Source organism: Rhodococcus sp. ABRD24, assembly GCF_004328705.1.
Lineage (GTDB): Bacteria > Actinomycetota > Actinomycetes > Mycobacteriales > Mycobacteriaceae > Prescottella.
Genome location: NZ_CP035319.1, coordinates 2,256,027 through 2,274,207, shown reverse-complemented (window position 1 = coordinate 2,274,207; position 18,181 = coordinate 2,256,027). Strand labels below are relative to the sequence as shown.

Sequence of the window (18,181 nt, the reverse complement as noted above, 5' to 3'; positions counted from 1 at the left end):
TGGAGCGCTGGCAGCGGTGTCTAGTCACCCAAACCGGCCGACTAGTCGATAGACCAGGAGCAGTTCGTGACCGACGAGTTCGCGCCCTATCGCCGCATCGCGGGTGGCATCAGCTTCACCGACGTGGGGGAGGGGCCGGTCACACTGTTCGTCCACGGGGTTTTCACCAACGGCAGGCTCTGGCGCAACTGCGTGCAGCTGCTGTCCGACCACCGCCGCTGTATCAGCGTCGACCTTCCCGGTCATGGGCACACACCGCCAGTGGGAGAGCCGTCGGTGTGGGGCCTGGCCGACGCGGTCGACACTGTCATCCGCGAACTGGACCTACGCGAGGTCCACCTCGTGGGCAACGACACCGGTGGCGCCGTCGCCCAGATCGTGCTGACCCGCGACCCGCAGCGGTTCGCGTCGCTCACGCTCACCAACTGCGACACCGAAGGCAACTTCCCACCCCCAGCGTTCCGGCCCGCCGTCTGGGCGGCCAAGTCCCGCCTGTTGCGCGCGGGCGCCCCGTTGGCCAAGCGGGCCAAGCTCGGCAAGCAGATCTACCGCACCGGCTACCAGGACGTCTCCGCCGTCCCCGACGACGTCATCACCGACTATCTGACACCGATCCTGGGCAGCCGCGAGGGCGTTCGCTTCATGACAACCCTGTTGTCGTCGATGAAACCCACCCTGCTCGCCCCGATCCGGCCTCTTCTCAGTTCGTGCGAGGTGCCCACCGCCATCGTGTGGGGCACCGGCGACATCTTCTTCCGTCGGTCCTGGGCCGACTGGCTCGTCGATCTCATCCCCGGAGCCACCGATGTCGTAGAGGTCCCCGGGGCAAGGCTGTTCTTCCCGGACGAGCGGGCACGCGAACTCGTCGACGCGTTGGAGGCCCATTGGCGACTCGGACAGGCGGACACGCGAGGTTGAGCTGAAATCTCGCCCTCGGGCACGCCACGGGTCGGTGCCCCGCCACGGGTCACCGACGCGGTGCGAGAGATCTGTCCACGGGGGGGACCTGGGCGTCGGGATGTAGAAGCGGTACTCCTACAGGGTGCACAGCGGCGCGATGTCGGACCGCCCGCCCGTCGTGGGTGAGGTGAGCAGCAGGCAGGAGTTGTAGCCGCGGGACTCGGCGACGCTGCGGATCTGCTTCCACTGCGCGTCACTGACCGCCGGCGTCCGTGAGAGCACGAACCCGGAGACGCGGGCGGGGTCGCCGACGAACGCCCACGAGTAGTCGTCGGCAAGGTAGGTGACGACGTAGTTGGTGGGACCGTCAGGGGAGCCCTGGAAGGGGACCGACGGGAAGCTCACGTGCAGTTGGGCGTTCGTCACGGGGTCGTTGACGCGGGCATTGCCGACGACACCGTCCGTGCCGCCGCTCCACGTGGTGCAGGTGTTGTTCACGCTGATGTTCGACGCGTCGATCACCCCGTATACGGCGCGGCTGTCACGGGCGCACTGCAGGTTGAACGGCTGTGGGACGGCTGCGAGCTGGTACCAGGTTCCGACGTACCGGGCGACGTCGAGTGACGGGATCGGGGCGAGCGGCTGCCACAGATCTGCTGAACCGGGGGGCTGGGCCGAGGCGGGAGCGGCCGTGGCGAGGGCGGCCGCGGTGGCAGCAGCGAACAGTCCGGCGGTGAGCTTCTTCGAGACAGACATGGTGATCCTTCCGGGTATCTACTGACAGGAGCGGTCGCTCGGTATTCGGTGCCGCTCCTGTCAGCGGATGGGTCCGGAGGATCTTCGGTCGGGGAACTCAGCGATGCAGCAGGTTTGCCCCGGCGATGATCGCTGCGCGGGCCGACCAGTTGCAGTCGTCGGCGATCGCCATCGACCAGCGGCGCTGGCCGTCGTGTTCACACAGGACGAACGTCGCGGTGCCGGCGTCGGTGCGCTGCTGGTGGAACGAGAGGATCTCGAGCTGGAAACCTGCGTCGTACAGCATCGACGTCAGCGCCGCGATGGGGCCGGTGGCCGTCGCGGACGACGACGAGATGGTGTCGCCGAGCCCGAGGGTGGCGGTGTACGTGTGTCGGCCGGCGCCGAGGTGCTCCGACGTCCAGCTCCGCAGCCGGACGGGTCCGCCGGTGGGGGCGAAGCGCTCGGTGAATTCGGCCCAGGTCAGACCCTGTGCCTGGGCGCGCATGTCGCGTGGCAGCGGGAGACCGAAGCGAAGCGAGAACGGATCGTCGGAGAACGATGCGGTGGTGGTGGCGAAAGCCTGGGAGGTGCGCATTTTCGGGGGTCTTCCTGAGGTGAAGGAAGGACCGACAGGTATATAGCTCAACGACCCGCAGCGAGGGGTCGGTCCGAATCAGACCCCGCTACGGCGGTGAACTACTACCTGAATGCGCTGCATGACCGAGGAGTCTAAGCGCGATTGCCGGGTACGTGCAACCCTCCGGGTGAACCTCAGCCGCGCACGCCGGTGATCTCGTCGGGGCTGTGCGGCAGCTCGGCGGTGGTGGTGACCTGCCCCTTCTCGTAGTCGACGGCGTGAATTCGGTTGGTCGCGGGATCTGTCACATATGCCGTGAAGCCCTGCACGAACAGCGCCGGACGGGCCGTCTGCCACTCCTGCGGTTCGGTCCACGGGTCGATCACCGGGACCGTGCGGAGCACCGCACCGGACGTCGGATCGAGCACGTGCAGCTTGCCGTCGGTGCCGAGGACCAGGGCCTCGCCGAACGCGCCGCGGCCCAGCGAGCGGAACGTATAGCTGGTGCCGAGGTCCACCAGGCGCAGCTCGCCGGTGACGGTGTTCGTCAGCGACACCCGCTGCGGCCGCTCGAGGTCGGCGTTCGGATCGCTCTTGTAGTCGCCGAGCACGACGGTCGATTCTTCCGAGCCGGCCTGGTTGCCGATCCGCCCGTACGGGTCGGGGCTGGTGACCTTGGTGATCGCGCCATCGCGGTAGATCAGCAGGCCATCCTGGCAGCCGAACGCCACGGCCTCACCCGCGGCGACGGCCTCGCCGTGCAAGCCCGGGCACTGCTCGTTGCGGGTCACCTCGTTGCGGGCGGCATCGAGGACGACGATGCCGGTGCGGGACTTCTCGTCGCCGATCGTGGTGATCAGGCCACCGTCGGCGAGTTCCACGGCGACGCCATGGTGCGGGTGCGGGGTGGTGAACGTCGATGTTTCGGGCTTCCCGCCGGCCAGCCCAGCGGCGTCGAACGACTCGATGCGGCCGGTGCCGTCATCGAACAGGACGGTGCGGCCCGCGTGCCGGACGACGTGGCCAGGCTTGGCGGCATCGAACGTGATGTCGGTGAGTGCCGGGGCAGCCGTGTAGTGGTGCGAATGGTCACCGTGCGCCTCGGACCACGTGCCGGTGTCGAGCACGCGGAAACCGTCGGCGGTAGAGACGATCACGTGTCGCTCGTCGCCGGCCGGGTTGAGACGGTTGAAGCCGTCGAGCGTGGATTGCCCTACCAACGAAAGGCTTTCGGCGTCGACGACGAGTATGCCGCCGGCGTAGGTGAGTGCGAGACGGGGAGTGGCGGACCGAACCTGCGCCGGCGGGGCGGACGTGGATGTGGATGTGGATGTGGACGCCGTCGTAGACGTCGCGGTGGTGGTGCCGTCGGCCTCGGACGTGCAGCCGGCGAGCAGGGCCGCACACGTCGCGACCGAGGCGGCAACGATGAGGCGGCGGGAAGTGTGGTCGATGCGGGTCATACCGCAGGTCTATCGCTTAATGTAAATGATTGTCAAAGGCAATAATCTGCATCAGTGCATGTCAGGGGGTATGCAGTAGCTCGTACGCGTCGGCGTCGACCGTGCGGGTGCGGCGCCGGTAGCTCCACGACGACCCTGGCCACAGTGCGTGGTTTGATCCGTGTCCGTCCAGGTACCAGCTTGCGCAACCACCGGTACTCCACACTCCGCGCGAGAGCTTCTCTCGCAGGATCGAATCGGACGCATCCTGTGCCTCGGCCCGGACGTCCAGGCCGGTCGCGCCCCGCTCGTCCGCCAGACGCATCGCGTCCAGCGCGTACGAGATCTGGGCCTCGATCATGACGATCATCGAGTTGTGTCCCAGCCCCGTGTTGGGGCCGGACAGGAAGAACGCGTTGGGCATTCCCGAGATCGTGATGCCGAGGTGGGTGCGGACGCCGTCACGTTGCCAGCGCTCTAGCAGGCTCACGCCGCCGCGGCCCACGAGGTGCATCCGGTTCAGTGCCCCGGCAACGCGGAACCCTGTGGCGTACACGATGACGTCGACGCCGCGGTGGGTGCCGTCGGCCGTGACGATGCCGTCGGGCCGGATCTCGGCGATCGGTTCGGTCACGAGCGTCGTGTTGGGGCGGGTGAGGGCCGGGTAGAAGTCGTTGGAGCGCAGGATCCGCTTGCAGCCGATGCGGTAGCCGGGGGTGAGGGCCGATCGTAGCGCGGGATCGGCGACCTGGCGTCGCAGGTGCCGGCGGGCCCGGGCCTCGGTGGCGGCCAGTAGCCGGGGGTGGTGGCTGAGGCCGACGGACAGTGTCTCCGCAGCCCAGTAGGTGATGGAACGAAACATTTTGCGGGCCAGTGCACTTCGACGGCTGAGCGCCACCACTGCACGATGGCGCCGACGAGGCAATACCCACGCCGGCGTCCGCTGGAAGACGTGCAGCTCGGCGGCCTCCTGGGCAAGCCCAGGGGCCAGCTGTATCGCACTGGCGCCAGTACCCACGAGGGCGACGCGCTTACCGGTTGTATCGATGTCCTGGCGCCACGCCGCCGAGTGCACACTGGTGCCGTCGAACGTCTCGATGCCTGGAATGCGGGGCAGGAGCGGCACGTTCAAGGCGCCCGACGCGATCACCAGGTACTGCGCCACGAACTCGCGTCCGGTGCTGTCGAAAACATGCCAGCGGCAGTCGGTCTCGTTCCACATCGCCCCGGCCACCTCCGTGTCGAACTCGAGGTGGTCGCCCAGGCCGTGACGGTCCGTCAGTTCGGACAGGTAGTCCAGGATCTCCGGCTGCGCGGCGTGCGACGACGTCCAATCCGCTTTGAGGGCAAAGGAGTACGAGTACAGCACCGACGGGATGTCGCACTCGCAGCCGGGGTAGGTGTTCTGTCGCCACGTGCCGCCCACGGCATCGGCCTTCTCGAGGATCAGGAAGTCGCGATCGCCGTGGCGGGTGAGCTCGAGTGCCATTCCGAGCCCGGCAAATCCCGCGCCGACGATCAATACCCGGGTATGACGAACCTGCGACACGCTGAATTCCGATCCGTGAGGTTCCGCGCAGCGCCCTCCCTCACCGCCTGACGTCAGCAGTGTGCAACTTGAACAGTGTTCAAGACAAATCGCCCGGACGGCTCAGGCCACCTCGTCCTCGCCGCCCGGTGTCACTTTCCGCAGGCCACGGTAGGCATCCTCGGGAGTCTTGCGACCGGCGACGACGGCCTCCACCTCCGCCGCGATCGGCATCTCGACGCCGTAGTCCCGGGCCAGATCCATCACCGTCGGCGCGGTTTTGACGCCCTCTGCAACCTGTCCGAGCTCCTTCACGGCCTCGTCGACCGTGAGCCCGCGGGCGATCGCCTCGCCGACGCGCCGATTACGCGATGCCGGGCTCATGCAGGTCGCGATCAGATCGCCCACGCCGGTCAGGCCTGCGAAGGTGCGCGGGTTCGCGCCCATCGCTTCACCCATCCGCGTCATCTCTGCGAGCCCGCGCGCCAGGACCATCGCCCGGGTGTTGTCGCCGACGCCCAGACCATCGGCCATGCCGGACGCGATCGCGACGATGTTCTTGAGGACGCCGCCCAGTTCGCAGCCGAGTACGTCGGTGTTGCGGTAGACGCGAAAGACGTGCGAGGCGAACAGCGGTTGCAGGGCCGACGCGACCGCCTCGTCCTGTGTTGCGACGACGGACGCGGCAGCCAGACCGTCGGCGATCTCGCGGGCGATATTGGGTCCCGCCAGCAACCCGACGGGGTGTCCGGGCAGACACTCGGAGATCACCTCGGTGGGCCGCTGCCGGGTGCCCGGCTCGAGGCCCTTCGCGAGCGAGAGCACCGGCACCCACGCCCGGACCTCGTTGGAAATCTCGGCGAGGGTGCTTCGGATCGCGTGCGATGGCACCCCGACCACCAGGACGTCGGCCTCGTTCGCGGCCTCGACGATGTCGGAGGTGGCGCGCAGATCCTTCGGCAGGGGACGGTCACCGAGGTAGCGGCTGTTGCGGTGCTCGGTGTTGATCTCGTCCGCGGTCTCCGGGTTGCGGGACCACAGCAGTGTGGGCGTGTTGTGCGAGGCCAGGCCGGCCACCGTCGTGCCCCAGGATCCCGACCCGAGTACCACGACTCGTACCGGGCGAGCCATTACCGATCACCCGATCGGGGTGCGGTGTTCATGTATGCGGTCATGAGTTCAGGTTGGCACTCCCGACTGGCATACGAGGGACGATTCGAGAACTCGGGGCGTGAAACGGCTTACAGTCGGGGCGACCCGATTCAGCCCTGTTCACTGCGAGACGATTGCGAGTACCGATGTCCGAGACCACACTGCCGCTGCTGGATGTCTACGCGCAGCCGACGCTCGCCGACGTGTTGCCGTCGGTGGTGGCCGCGACGGGTGTGTCGGGGGAGATCGACGTGCTGGGGCTCGCGCCGCGCGCCCGGACGGTGGTGCTGCTGATCGACGGGCTCGGCTGGAATCTGCTGCGCGCCAATCTGTCGGCTGCGCCGTTCCTTGCCGGGCTCGCGGCGCGCCCGATCCGTGCCGGATTCCCGACTACCACCGCGACCAGCCTGGCGTCGTTCGGGACGGGTTTGCCATCCGGGCAGCACGGGATCACCGGGTACGTCTCCGACGTCGAGGAGGCCGGCGGCCCGTTCAACTGGCTGCGCTGGCAGGCGGTCGGAGAGCGTGGCGATCGGCAGGATCAGGTGGTGCCGGAGCGGATTCAGCCGTCCTGCACGGTGTTCGAACGTGCTGCGGCCGCGGGTGTGGCGACCACGACGGTGCTGCCGCGGGGCTTCGCCGGTAGTGGGCTCACGCGGGCCGCCCTGCGCGGGGCGACATTCGTGGGCACCGTCGCGTACGGCGACCTGATGACCTCGACCGTCGTCGCTGCCACGGCTGCCGAGCGCACGCTCGTCTACTGCTACCTGAGCGAGTTGGACACGCTCGGTCATGTGTACGGCCCCGGCGGTGAGGGCTGGCTGTCGCAGCTGACGATCGTGGACCGCTTCGCCGAGGATCTCGCGGCGCGGCTCGGGCCGGGCGTGGATCTGGTGATCACCGCGGACCACGGGATGGTGACGGTCGGGCCGTCGGATCGGATCGACTACGACGCCATCCCCGCGCTGTCCGACGGCGTGCGTGTGCTCGCCGGCGAGGCGCGTTGCCGCTACGTCCACACCCAGCCCGGTGCCACCGACGCCGTGCTGCGCCGCTGGCGCGACGAGTTGGGGGACCGAGCGTGGGTCGGCACCCGCGAGGACGTCATCGCGGCCGGTCTGATCGGCCCGGATCCATCGGACGCTGCGCGACGGCGGATCGGCGACGTCGTCGCGATCGCGCGCGACCGTGCGGTGGTGGTTCGCCGTGAGGCCGAGCCGACGATGTCGCTGCTGGCGGGTCAGCACGGAGCGCTCACCGATGACGAAATGCTGGTTCCGCTGTTGCAGACCCGAGGCTGATGCGGCTGCGCGCACCGCTCCTGGAATCTAGGGTGTCGGGCGGGGCGGCGAGATTGCCGCGGGAGACGACAGGGGACACGATGCGTACGCGTGAGTCGACGATCATCAGGCACTGGAAGGTCAGTTGGCGGGCCTGGCTGGTGTTCTGGATCGTCCGGATCTTCGTCAAGCCGCTGTTCGCGGCCTGGCCCACCACTGATCGGGGCATTGCGGCGCTCGGGCACCTCGAGAAGGTGGTCGATCGCCTGCCCCGGCCGAAGGGGGTGAGCATCGAACAGGTTTCGCTCGGCGGCGTGCCGAGTGAACTCATCACGCACCACCGCAGGGCTGCCGATTCCCTTGCCGGCGCAACCATCCTCTACTTCCACGGCGGTGGATTCGTATTCTGCGGATTGGCCACTCACCGCAGCCTGTGCTCGGTGCTCGCCGCGCGCGCCGGGGTTCCGGTGATCTCGGTCGAGTATCGGCAGCTACCGCACGGCGGGATCGGGACGTCCATCCGGGATGCCATGGCGGCCTACACCGCCCTCCTCGACACGTGTGAGGATCCGAGCAAGATCATCCTGGCGGGCGACTCGGCCGGCGGTTACCTCGCGATGAAGGTTGCCGAGCTGGCGGCCACCGAGGGTCTGGTGACCCCGGCCGCCGTGATCGGGTACTCGCCACTGCTCAACCTGGCGCTCGAGCAGCACGATCCCGACTACATGGCCCGCGACGCATACCTGCCGATGAGTCAGGTGGAGGCGCTCAAGGATCGGTGGGTCGGCGGCCCGGACCCCATTGTCGGCGCGGACTCGCCGATCGAGGCCGACCCGCGACTGTTCCCGCCAGTGTTCTTCAGCGTCGCGCAGTACGAACTCATGCGCCCGGACGTCGAGGCCATGACCGGGTTGCTCGAGGACGCCGGGCAGGCTGTCGAGACCCATGTGTGGAGCGGTCAGATCCATGCCTACCCGGTGTTCGGTCAGGTACTCGGAGAGAGCATGACGACCATCGCTTTCAGCCTCGACTTCACCCGGCGCGCTCTGGGCTACCGCGGCCGGCACTCGGCGGCCTGACAGGCCACTACAGGTTGAGCGCCTCGATCTGTCTGCGCAGGCTGGACTCGGTCTGCCTGATCGCGGTGACGACGAACGGCTCGATGAGCTTGCCGAGCGCGAGCCCGGCAAGCCCGCCGGGCAGCTCGTATCCGAAATCGACGGACAGCTCGGTCTCGTTGTCGCCGATCGGGGTGAACTGCCAACTCGACCGGTTCCCGAAGCCCGCGACGGAACTGAGGGTGATCAGCCGGTTCTGCTCCCACTCGGTGATCTCGACGGTAGACGTCATTGCCTTGGGTCCGAGCTGCATCACGGCGTCGTACTGGGCACCCAGGCCCTGATCGAGCCCGCTGATCGGATCGAAGCGGGTGATGCCGAACATCCAGTCGGGCACATTCCGGTAGTCGTCGATGTGCGCGAACGCCAGATCGACCGGGACTATGGCCACCGCCTTGTGGCGAACATGGATCATGAGGTCCTCCCTCTCATGGGGAACGGAGGTTAGCGCATCCGCACGGTGATGTGCGTCACTGGTGCCCCGAAAGCCGGAATTCGGCGATCTCCCGCGCGTTCTCGATCGCATCGGCCAGTACCCGGTGCCGATCGTCGACGGTATTCGAGGCGAGGATTGCGAGCCGGTCCGCAGCTCCCATCGGCACCCAGGATGCCAGCCTGAACAGATGATCGCCATCGTGACCGAGAAGGTCTGCCATCCGCGGGGGCGCCGGCGGGGGAGTCTCGGTGGAGCGGATCCGGGACAGCGCCGCGTAGAGGTCAGCCAGTTGGTCCATCAGTTCGGTGAGCCGCGCCATGTCGACCTGCGCTTCCGTGGGTACCGGCCAGGGCTCGATCTCGGCCCGCGGATACGGGTCGTCGCCGAGCCACCGCACCACCCGGATGCGGTCCTCGCCGACGCAGTCGAGCGCGTACCGACCGTCACCGATGCCGACATGCGAGACGATCCGGGCGAGGGTGCCGACGTCGTGCCGCACATCGCCGCCGCCCACCTCGTGTCCGCGCGCGATCAGCACGGTCCCGAACCGGGGGCCGTCGGGGGCGGCCAGACAGTCCCGGACCAGCGCCTGGAAGCGGGGTTCGAATACGTGCAGCGGCAGCCGTTCCCCGGGCAGCAGTACCCCGCCGAGCGGGAACATCGGCAGAACGGTCATTTGGTCAGCATCGCGCATCACGGCATTCGAAGCCTCGGAACCGGGATCGTGTCGGGCGGGGTGCCGCGATCGAGCTCGATGATCAGATGGTCTGCCCAGGTGACCAGGCCGGTCACATCCAGGGCGTGTGGCGCGTTCTCCTCGAACGGGACGATTCGGTGGCTGCCCTGCCGCAGCAGCGACACCGCGCCGGCCGGGTTCCCGCGCATCAGGTGGGTTACCGCGACGGCCAGCTGCGCCAGCCCCTGCCACAGACCACGTTCCTCGTGCGGCGCCTTCTTCCACGCCGCCTCGAGCACCTCGTGGGCGTGGAACGGCAACTCGTGGTCGAGCAGGCGCTGCGCCTCGGTGATCGCCTCGCCGGGGTCCAGATCCAGGTCGTCGGGCATCGTCGGAAACCCTTCCTCGCCCCACTCGAGCGGGCGGCCCAGCCGGTCCCGGGGTCGGGCATTCCGGGGCTTGCCGAGGGGGTCCCGAGCGCGGTCGGCCATACAAGCAATCTAGCGCTGACGGTGGTGTCGGCGGGAGGGGCGCGGGTCGGATCCGGTCGGCTGCCGCGCGCGAACTCGTCTCCCGCGCGCCCGATCGTGCGCGCGGGGCGCTGGGATGCGCGCGGGACCTTTGGCAGGGGTTGCGTGGGTGGGGGCTGCAGTGCGGCCGACTGCATCGCATCGTTCGCGAGTTAGTCGTTTTGTCGCGAACTCGGCCCGATTCGACTGGATTTCGACTAACTCGCGGTGCTCTTGGCGGGACTGCACATCATTCGGCGGTTCTCCTAGGGGGCGCCGAGGGGCCGCCCGCCTTCGGAGTTCTCGGCGATTGCTCTGCACGGAGCGCGCATGTCCGGACGCAAAAAGACCCGGTATCGCACGAATGCGATACCGGGTCCTCGGTGGTAGCGGGGACAGGATTTGAACCTGCGACCTCTGGGTTATGAGCCCAGCGAGCTACCGAGCTGCTCCACCCCGCGTCGGTAATTTCAGCCTACACGAGTTGCGGAGCCCGAATTACCACCGAGCGCTGACGGCACCGTGTTCCCAGCCACCGGATGCTCGGCCACTGGTCTCGATAGGCGTCCTGATCTGCGAGGACGCCGGTCGTCGAGGGGCACGGGATCTGGGCATCATGGCGATCTGAGGTGTCAGGTGAGGCGCGCCTACAGGTTGCCGCGCCGCGCCTGCTCGCGTTCGATCGCGAGGAACAGGGCCTGGAAGTTGCCCTTGCCGAAGCCGAGTGAGCCGTGCCGCTCGATGAGCTCGAAGAACACCGTCGGACGGTCTCCGATCGGAACGGTGAAGATCTGCAGCAGGTAGCCGTCCTCGTCGCGGTCGACGAGGATCCCACGGCTCTGGAGCTCCTCGATCGGGACGCGCACCTCGCCGATGCGGGCCCGCAGGCCGGGGTCCTCGTAGTACGACGCCGGTGTGGGCAGGAAGTCGACGCCCGCCGCCGTCAGGTGATCGACCGCACCGAGGATGTCCGGCGTCGCGAGCGCTAGGTGCTGCGAGCCTGGGCCGCAATAGAATTCGAGGAACTCGTCGATTTGGGAACGCTTGCGTCCCACCGCCGGCTCGTTGAGGGGGATCTTGATGCGGTGGTTGCCGTTCGCGACGACCTTGCTCATCAGGGCCGAGTATCTGGTGGCGATGTCGTCGCCCACGAACTCGGCGAGGTCGGTGAACCCCATGACGCGGTGGTAGAAGTCCACCCACTCATCCATCTTCCCCAGTTCGACGTTGCCGACGACGTGGTCGAGCGCCTGGATCACTCGCGGTCCGGTGCCCGAAACCGCCGTGCGTGAGACGTATCCGGGCAGATATGGACCCGAATAACCTGACCGGTCGACGAGGGTGTGCCGAGTGTCGCCGTACGTGGCGATGCTGGCGCTGCGGACGGTGCCATGCTTGTCGGTGGCGTCGTGCGGTTCGACGAGCACGCGCGCACCGTGGCTGCGGGCGTGTGCGATGCAGCGGTCAACGTCTGCGACCTCGAGTGCGATGTCGTAGACGCCGTCGCCGTGCCGACGGTGATGGTCGAGCAGGGGGCTCTCCGGGGCGACACCGCCAGTGAGGACGAAGCGTACTGCACCGCTGCGCAGTACGAAGGCGCGGTGATCGCGGTTGCCGGTCTCGGGGCCCGAGTATGCCTCGAGCTCCATCCCGAACACCTCGCGGTAGTACGCGGACGCCTGCGTGGCGTTGCCGACCACCCAGACGATCGCGTCCCAGCCGAACACCGGGAACGGATCGGCCGAGGGGTCGTGTTCGACGAGTCCGAGCAGTTGATGCAGCAACGCGTCGTCGAGGCGGGTGAGAGAGTGGTCGGCGGTCATGGTGGAGACTTCCTGTGGACGGTGTGTCTCGATCACACCGCGTCGCACCGGCGTCCGCAACATCGACTGTTTCCGCTGGTCATATTGGACGATCTGTACTGCAGGGAAGGCGGTATGCCGGTCGATGTGTCCATTAGCAGACAGGCAGCCCGAACGGGTGCGTTCAGGCGTCAATTCCTCCCGGTTCGAAGGCGCTCGCCCCAGTGGCTCAATGCCGAACTGCGAAATTGCACCGCAGTACATTCTCCCTGTCGTCGACTTTCGGGCTACGTCGGAATCTGGTGTCGAGCCGCGGGAGCCTGCCAGTAGGTGCTCTGACCAGCTAGAACGGCGCAGAATCTGGGTCGAGGGAAGATTTCGGTCAAAATCCTCCGAAAGTGGACTTGCCTAGGCTAGTTTCAGTTCCATCGCGCCGGAACCCTTCACTGGTCGGGGCGGGGCTAGACAGGGTTGGTTCCCTGAAGAGCAGTTGGAAGAGCTATCGGATCGTGTACATGTTCCTTTCCTGGGCCTTTCCATCCAGTGTGGAATCCGGTGAAGGCACGAACAATCAACGAAAGGAGAGGAATCGACATGAGCGTGTCGTTCCTACAGGCGGTGACGGACCTGCTTCTGGATCTGACCATGGGTGTCTTCACAGGGTCGGTGGTTCCGGGCACCGCCGGTCTGAGCGGGTCCTTGTCCGATCTGATCAGTGGTAGTTGAGGTGCAGTGCTGATCGCGCTGCTCGGCCAGAGTTAGGAGATTGAAATGAAGCTGGGATCTCTCGCAGGCCCGCTCGCGGATCCGATGCTGCAGGCGATTTTGGCAGGGATTATCTACCTGCCTTTCGCCTACTCGGTGGACGGAAAATTCGAACTGTGAACCGCCGGATGTCGGCTGATAACTTCACACACTAGGAGTGAAAACTGTGAACACAGGTAGCCTCGTCGACCTCCTTACGAGCGTCGACGTCACCCCGTGGGCCGCTTTCTCACTGGGTCCAGTTCAAAACCTCTCGAATGCGTTGTTCGAAATCGTCGGTAGTCTGATTGGGCTCTGGCCTGGTGGCTCGACAGCCACGGCGGCTAGCTTGCAGGACGCCGTCGGATCCATCGCCGGAACGTAAGCCAAAGGAGAATCAGACAATGGATCTGTCGCTGACCTACAGCTCAGACATGATCAACTTCGGTTCGGTCAACCTGGTAGGCATTCTTGCCTCCTTCCTCAATGCCTTGTCCCTCGATCCAGATCCCGCTCCACTGCCGCCGGTCTAAGGAGAACCCCGATGCTGCAGCAATACATCACCAACATGATTCAATACTTCGGCAACGTGATCGGCATGACCGCGCTTGGTAGCAAGGCGCTGACCAATAAGTGAGTGCAGCCTGATCGGCTGAGGCCGCAGATACCGTCACGGGTCTGCGGCCTCAGTATTTCCGCGGCGCGTGGGGTGTCTGAAAACGGATTTGCGGGAGGTGCGGTCAGTGGCCAGCTCTGTGGAAACCCTGTCTCGATGGGCACTACTCGAGCCCCGCGACGCCGAGTTCGTCTACAACGAGTACCGGGGACACCTCGAGCATCTGCTGGCGGTGTATCTGTTCGATGCGGGCTCGGAGCCGGGCGTTGCATTAACGGACACGAGTGTTCAGCAGTGGATGCGGGACAGGCTCGGTAGCCATCATGCCTTCACCTCCGTGATAACGCGACCTCCGCTCGGCATCGAACACCCGCGCTGGGTACCTGCAGAACACATTGATCTGCGTGACCATGTGAGTGTTCGTGCGGTATCCCAGCCGGGCTGGGAGGGATTGGGCCCGCTTCTCGGTGAGATTCTCACCTCCCGCATCGACCTCTCCCGCCCACCGTGGGAGCTCCACGTTGTCACCGGTGTGACCAGCCTCGACATGTTCGACGGACGGCCGCTGACCGCGGTGGGGCTCAAGCTCCATCACAGTGCCGCAGACGGGCTCGCCGTCATGGACTTGGCACACAAGTTGTTCTCGGAGACTCCCCGGCCTGTTCCGGACCGTGCCGTGATCCGCTTCCCCAGATTGCGGATTCTCGCCGAATCCATCAGAGCGATACCCCGTCGGACGAGGATTTTTGTCGGGTCCATTCCCGAGAATCGCGCATCGGCTCGTGCAGTCGAGGCTGCTTGCGCCGCAGGAGAATGGCCTCGTCTACCAGAGCGACCGGAGACCCGCTTCAATACCGCGACCAGCGGCCGGGCATGTGTCCACTCGGTGAGCTTGCCTGGCGAGCAGATTTCCATAGTCAAGGGTGCGGCACCACATCTCACCATCAACGACGTCGTCCTCGCCGCAACGGGAGGCGCACTCGATCGGTATCTGCGCGAGCGCGGCGAGGAGTACGACGGTTCGCTCGTCGCGATGGTTCCGAGATCGATGCGGGGGATCGAGAAGTGGGAGTCGGCGAATCAGCTCGTCGCACTCGCCGTCGACATGCACACCGATCGTCGCGATCCCATCGGCCGTTTGTTGTCCATCTCGCGGTCGGCGCGATTGGAGAAGGCGCGGACATCGCACCCGGCAGTGCGACGTCAGGTTGCCGCAATGGATACTGCTCCGCCGTTCTTCTGGCAGGTGGCGTCCTATATGCACAAGCGGAAGCGATACGGGCAGAATGCATCCCGGGCATTTCACACTATGGTGAGCAACATCCCGCTCACTGTCGAGGGTCTTACCTTCGACGGTGCAACTGCCGTTGCGGTTCTCGGCTCACAACCGCCCGTTGATGGGGATCGATTGCGGCACTTCGTTACGACGGGAACCGATGGGGGCCTCACGTTGACCGTCATTGCCGATCCCGAGGCGATGCCAGACCTGCCGCACTATCTCGAGCTCGTCCGCGCGAGTCTCGCGGAACTCGAGGATGCGGCCTCTGTCGCGACGCGGCAGCCGGGAGCCAGTGAGATCACATCCCGAGCGGTTCGGTCGGAGCACGCCTGAATCAGGAATGACCGAGGCTAGGCTGGAACGAAGGCGGATCGGCGCTGGGCCGGCCCGCACCAGGTGAGCCGATCGGAGTGGACGATGTCGCGAGCGCATGCACAGGGACCTGTCGTCGTGGGCGTCGACGGATCCGACGCCGCGATCCATGCCGTCAAGTGGGCCGCCGTCGAGGCGCACGCCCGCAAGGTGCCGATGAAGCTGGTGCACGTCATCGACACCGAGAACGACTTTCCCTTCGTCGCGGACGATCTCGAAGAGGAGGAGGCGTTCGGGCGCGCCGCTCTGAAGACGGCCCGCGAGGCTGTCGCGGCTGAGGACTACACGGTCGATGTGGAAGTGGAGCTGCTGCGCGGCCGCGTCAACCGCGCGTTCGTCGATCTGTCGGAGAAGGCGAGCCTGATGGTCGCCGGATCGGTCGGTACCGGATTCTTCGCCCGGATGGTACTCGGCTCGACGGCACTGTCGCTTGCCCAGCACGCCAAGTGCACGGTGGCGGTGGTACGCGGCGCCGACGGCAGCCCGGTGCCGCCGACGTCCGGGCCCGTCATCGCGGGCGTCGACCACTCCGACAGCGCCGACATCGTCGTCGGCGCCGCAATGCAGGAGGCCTCGATCCGGCACGCGGAGCTGATGGCGATCCACGCCCGGCGCCGCCGCGGCAGCCATGAGGCGGACGAGGAGGCGCGCGCCCGGATCGACCGGCTGATCGCGACCTGGGGCGCAAAGTTCCCTTCGGTGCAGGTCGAGACCGTCATCGCAGCAGCAGGTCCCACGAAACACCTCGTCGCGCTCAGTGCGAGCGCGCGGGCGATGGTCGTCGGAAGCCGCGGCCTCGGCGGGTTGGAAGGCGCCCTCCTCGGCTCGACCAGCCAATCGCTGCTGTACCACGCGCAATGCCCGGTGATCGTGGCGCGTTCGAGAGTGGTGGTGCCCTGATCGGGTCGGGGGCATCGCGATGGAACGCAACGGGAACAGACTCGACGCACTCGACGTCGAACTGATCACACGGCTTCGGGACGAACCGCGGATCGGGGTACTGGAGCTGTCGCGTCGGGTCGGGGTGGCTCGGGCGACCGTGCAGGCGCGGCTGCGGCGCCTCGAGGATGCGGGCGTGGTCACCGGGTACGGGCCCGACATCGGGCTCGGTGCCGCCGGGTATCCCGTGCAGGCGTTCGTCACGCTCGAGATCGCGCAGGGTGCGTTGAGTCAGCTGACGAAGGAGCTCGAGGAGTTCCCGGAGGTGCTCGAGGCGTGGGCGACCACGGGCGTGGGCGACGTCCTGTGCCGGGTCGCGGCGGCGTCGCATGAGGAGCTGCAGGCGCTGCTCATTGCGCTGCACCACTCGTCGACGGTGGCGCGTTCGGTATCGGTGGTGGTGCTTTCTGAGGTCGTACCGTTCCGGACGCTGCCCTTGCTCGCGAAATCGGTCGGACCGCCCGGTCGCGACGATCCCGCTCGGCGTGGCTGACACAGAGGCCCCCACAGGCGCCCATATTCTGCTGAGGTGGACAGACGCCGGTTCCTTGCCCTGCTCGCCGCCGGTGCCGCGGCAGTGACCTCCGGGACTTCCGCGTGTACCGTTCCGAACCGCGGCCAACCCGCGGCAGACGCAGTCACGCCGTCGCCGAACCAACCGACCGTGACCCCCATGCGTACTTCGTTGCCGCCACCGCCACCCCGGACGGCCCGAGTGCCCGTCCCGGCGGGGCCGATCAGCACGATTCCCGGCCCGGGGAACAACCTCGCGCTGACGGTGGACGACGGCACCAGCCCCGACGTAGTCGGTGCCTACATCCAGTTTGCGAAAGACACCGGCGCCAGGTTCACGTTCTTCGTCACCGCCGTCTACGACTCCTGGACCATCCACAAGGCCTCGCTACGGCCGCTCGTGGAGAGCGGACAGATCCAGCTCGGCAGCCATACGTGGGATCACCCGGACCTGACGAAACTGTCGACGAGGGCGGTGGTCACCCAGTTCGAACGTACCAAGGCGTTCTTGCACAACACCTTCGGCGCCGACGGCACTCCGTACTATCGGCCGCCCTACGGGTACCGGAACTCGACGGTCGACAAGATCGCGGCCGACCAGGGCTACACGGTGCCGACGATGTGGGCGGGTTCGCTGTCGGACTCGGGTGTCATCACCGAGCAGTACCTGCTCGAGTGTGCACGCAAGTACTTCGTCGACCAGGCAATCGTGATCGGACACGCCAACCATCGGCCCGTCACCCATGTCTACGGCCAGCTCGTAGACATTGTCAGGGAACGGAACCTGTCGATGGTCACGCTCGACGACGTATTTCTCCGCCAGGCTGCGGCGACTCCTCATCCGAGTGCCGTGGCCAGTCCCCGATAGCGTCCACCCACTCCGGGGCGGGGAAGGTAGGGAGGGCGGTCATCTGCACGATCAGCCGGTCGAACAGCGGTCCACGGCAGATACCGTGACCTTCCAGACCTCGATCTCGCGAACTTGTCGGTGGGTGCTGGGAGGATCGATGACGTGGAAGCTGTGCACACCGTGGTCGACTCGCCCGTCGGGCCATTGACGCTGGTCCGGATCGAGGAAGACTTGTGCGGACTGTACATGCACGAGCAGCGGCACCTGCCCGACAGTGAGCGGTTCGGCCCGCGCGTCGACGACGGGTTCGACGACGTGATCGCGCAACTCGCCGAGTACTTCGACGGCGATCGTGCCGAGTTCACGGTGCCGCTCGCGCCGCGGGGCACCGAGTTCCAACGCCGGGTGTGGGACGCCCTGGGCGCCATCCCCTACGGCGAACGCTGGACGTACCTGCAGCTCGCCGAGCATCTCGGTAACCCGGCTGCGATCCGAGCGGTGGCCGCCGCCAACGGGCGCAATCCGATCGGCATTATCGTGCCGTGCCACCGTGTGGTCGGCAGCGACGGCTCGTTGACCGGTTACGCGGGCGGGCTCGAGCGCAAGCAGTTCCTGCTGGACCTGGAGAATCCGAATCCGCCGGGAGTTCAGGATGGACTGTTCTGAATTCGGCGCGGATCACACCTCACGTTCTGGTGGCCCGGAGCGTC

General features: G+C 66.7%; 19 protein-coding genes and 1 tRNA gene. 10 read left to right on the top strand and 10 right to left on the bottom strand.

Annotation, left to right across the window (positions count from 1 at the left end; all coding sequences use genetic code 11):
- Positions 1-66: 66 nt before the first annotated feature.
- Entirely contained in the window at positions 67-918 is an 852-nt protein-coding gene (locus ERC79_RS09940) for an alpha/beta hydrolase (protein ID WP_165497073.1), read from the top strand.
- 117 nt (positions 919-1,035) lie between these two features.
- Here ERC79_RS09940 and ERC79_RS09935 read toward each other — a convergent pair whose 3' ends face one another.
- The 5 genes from ERC79_RS09935 to ERC79_RS09915 form a co-directional block, all read right to left on the bottom strand.
- A complete protein-coding gene (locus tag ERC79_RS09935) occupies positions 1,036-1,656 on the bottom strand; it encodes a lipocalin family protein (RefSeq protein WP_131577793.1) in 621 nt (206 codons plus the stop codon).
- A 97-nt stretch (positions 1,657-1,753) separates the two neighbouring features.
- Positions 1,754-2,233, bottom strand: coding sequence for an alpha-isopropylmalate synthase regulatory domain-containing protein (locus ERC79_RS09930; RefSeq protein WP_131577791.1), 480 nt, complete (start codon positions 2,231-2,233; stop codon positions 1,754-1,756).
- A gap of 176 nt (positions 2,234-2,409) precedes the next feature.
- Positions 2,410-3,678, bottom strand: a complete 1,269-nt coding sequence (gene aztD, locus ERC79_RS09925) for a zinc metallochaperone AztD (RefSeq protein WP_131577789.1) — start codon at positions 3,676-3,678, stop codon at positions 2,410-2,412.
- Positions 3,679-3,739: 61 nt separating this feature from the next.
- On the bottom strand, positions 3,740-5,206 hold the full coding sequence (locus ERC79_RS09920; RefSeq protein WP_242676795.1) for an NAD(P)/FAD-dependent oxidoreductase: 1,467 nt from the start codon (positions 5,204-5,206) through the stop codon (positions 3,740-3,742).
- 102 nt (positions 5,207-5,308) lie between these two features.
- The gene (locus tag ERC79_RS09915; protein ID WP_131577787.1) at positions 5,309-6,316 is read right to left on the bottom strand and encodes an NAD(P)H-dependent glycerol-3-phosphate dehydrogenase; all 1,008 of its coding nucleotides are present in this window, start codon (positions 6,314-6,316) and stop codon (positions 5,309-5,311) included.
- Between the two features lie 167 nt (positions 6,317-6,483).
- On the opposite strand from ERC79_RS09915, the gene ERC79_RS09910 reads away from it, so the two are divergent.
- A complete protein-coding gene (locus ERC79_RS09910) occupies positions 6,484-7,638 on the top strand; it encodes a nucleotide pyrophosphatase/phosphodiesterase family protein (RefSeq protein ID WP_131577785.1) in 1,155 nt (384 codons plus the stop codon).
- Positions 7,639-7,718: 80 nt separating this feature from the next.
- Positions 7,719-8,696 (top strand): alpha/beta hydrolase, encoded by a 978-nt coding sequence (locus tag ERC79_RS09905; RefSeq protein ID WP_131577783.1) that lies wholly within the window; start codon positions 7,719-7,721, stop codon positions 8,694-8,696.
- 7 nt (positions 8,697-8,703) lie between these two features.
- Here ERC79_RS09905 and ERC79_RS09900 read toward each other — a convergent pair whose 3' ends face one another.
- The 5 genes from ERC79_RS09900 to hppD all read right to left on the bottom strand — a co-directional run bounded on the left by ERC79_RS09900 (position 8,704) and on the right by hppD (position 12,179).
- Entirely contained in the window at positions 8,704-9,150 is a 447-nt protein-coding gene (locus ERC79_RS09900) for an SRPBCC family protein (protein ID WP_131577781.1), read from the bottom strand.
- Between the two features lie 55 nt (positions 9,151-9,205).
- Positions 9,206-9,847 carry an LON peptidase substrate-binding domain-containing protein gene (locus ERC79_RS09895; RefSeq protein WP_131577779.1) on the bottom strand — a complete coding sequence of 214 codons (642 nt, stop codon included), beginning with the start codon at positions 9,845-9,847 and terminating at the stop codon, positions 9,206-9,208.
- 17 nt (positions 9,848-9,864) lie between these two features.
- On the bottom strand, positions 9,865-10,338 hold the full coding sequence (locus ERC79_RS09890; protein WP_131577777.1) for a DUF309 domain-containing protein: 474 nt from the start codon (positions 10,336-10,338) through the stop codon (positions 9,865-9,867).
- A 402-nt stretch (positions 10,339-10,740) separates the two neighbouring features.
- Positions 10,741-10,817: transfer RNA gene (locus ERC79_RS09885), tRNA-Met, on the bottom strand.
- 186 nt (positions 10,818-11,003) lie between these two features.
- Positions 11,004-12,179, bottom strand: coding sequence for a 4-hydroxyphenylpyruvate dioxygenase (gene hppD, locus ERC79_RS09880; RefSeq protein WP_131577776.1), 1,176 nt, complete (start codon positions 12,177-12,179; stop codon positions 11,004-11,006).
- Between the two features lie 573 nt (positions 12,180-12,752).
- Between hppD and ERC79_RS23715 the strand changes: the two genes are divergently transcribed.
- The 7 genes from ERC79_RS23715 (at position 12,753) to ERC79_RS09855 (ending at position 18,137) form a co-directional block, all read left to right on the top strand.
- The gene (locus tag ERC79_RS23715; RefSeq protein WP_278249729.1) at positions 12,753-12,884 is read left to right on the top strand and encodes a hypothetical protein; all 132 of its coding nucleotides are present in this window, start codon (positions 12,753-12,755) and stop codon (positions 12,882-12,884) included.
- Between the two features lie 422 nt (positions 12,885-13,306).
- Positions 13,307-13,435 (top strand): hypothetical protein, encoded by a 129-nt coding sequence (locus ERC79_RS23710; RefSeq protein ID WP_278249728.1) that lies wholly within the window; start codon positions 13,307-13,309, stop codon positions 13,433-13,435.
- 210 nt (positions 13,436-13,645) lie between these two features.
- On the top strand, positions 13,646-15,130 hold the full coding sequence (locus ERC79_RS09875; protein WP_242676794.1) for a wax ester/triacylglycerol synthase domain-containing protein: 1,485 nt from the start codon (positions 13,646-13,648) through the stop codon (positions 15,128-15,130).
- 84 nt (positions 15,131-15,214) lie between these two features.
- Positions 15,215-16,069: a universal stress protein gene (locus tag ERC79_RS09870; RefSeq protein WP_131577774.1), complete on the top strand. Its 855-nt coding sequence runs from the start codon at positions 15,215-15,217 to the stop codon at positions 16,067-16,069.
- A gap of 19 nt (positions 16,070-16,088) precedes the next feature.
- Positions 16,089-16,601 (top strand): Lrp/AsnC family transcriptional regulator, encoded by a 513-nt coding sequence (locus ERC79_RS09865; protein ID WP_131577772.1) that lies wholly within the window; start codon positions 16,089-16,091, stop codon positions 16,599-16,601.
- An 84-nt stretch (positions 16,602-16,685) separates the two neighbouring features.
- On the top strand, positions 16,686-17,489 hold the full coding sequence (locus ERC79_RS09860) for a polysaccharide deacetylase family protein (protein ID WP_242676869.1): 804 nt from the start codon (positions 16,686-16,688) through the stop codon (positions 17,487-17,489).
- A gap of 144 nt (positions 17,490-17,633) precedes the next feature.
- Positions 17,634-18,137 (top strand): methylated-DNA--[protein]-cysteine S-methyltransferase, encoded by a 504-nt coding sequence (locus ERC79_RS09855; RefSeq protein ID WP_131577768.1) that lies wholly within the window; start codon positions 17,634-17,636, stop codon positions 18,135-18,137.
- Positions 18,138-18,181: the final 44 nt, after the last annotated feature.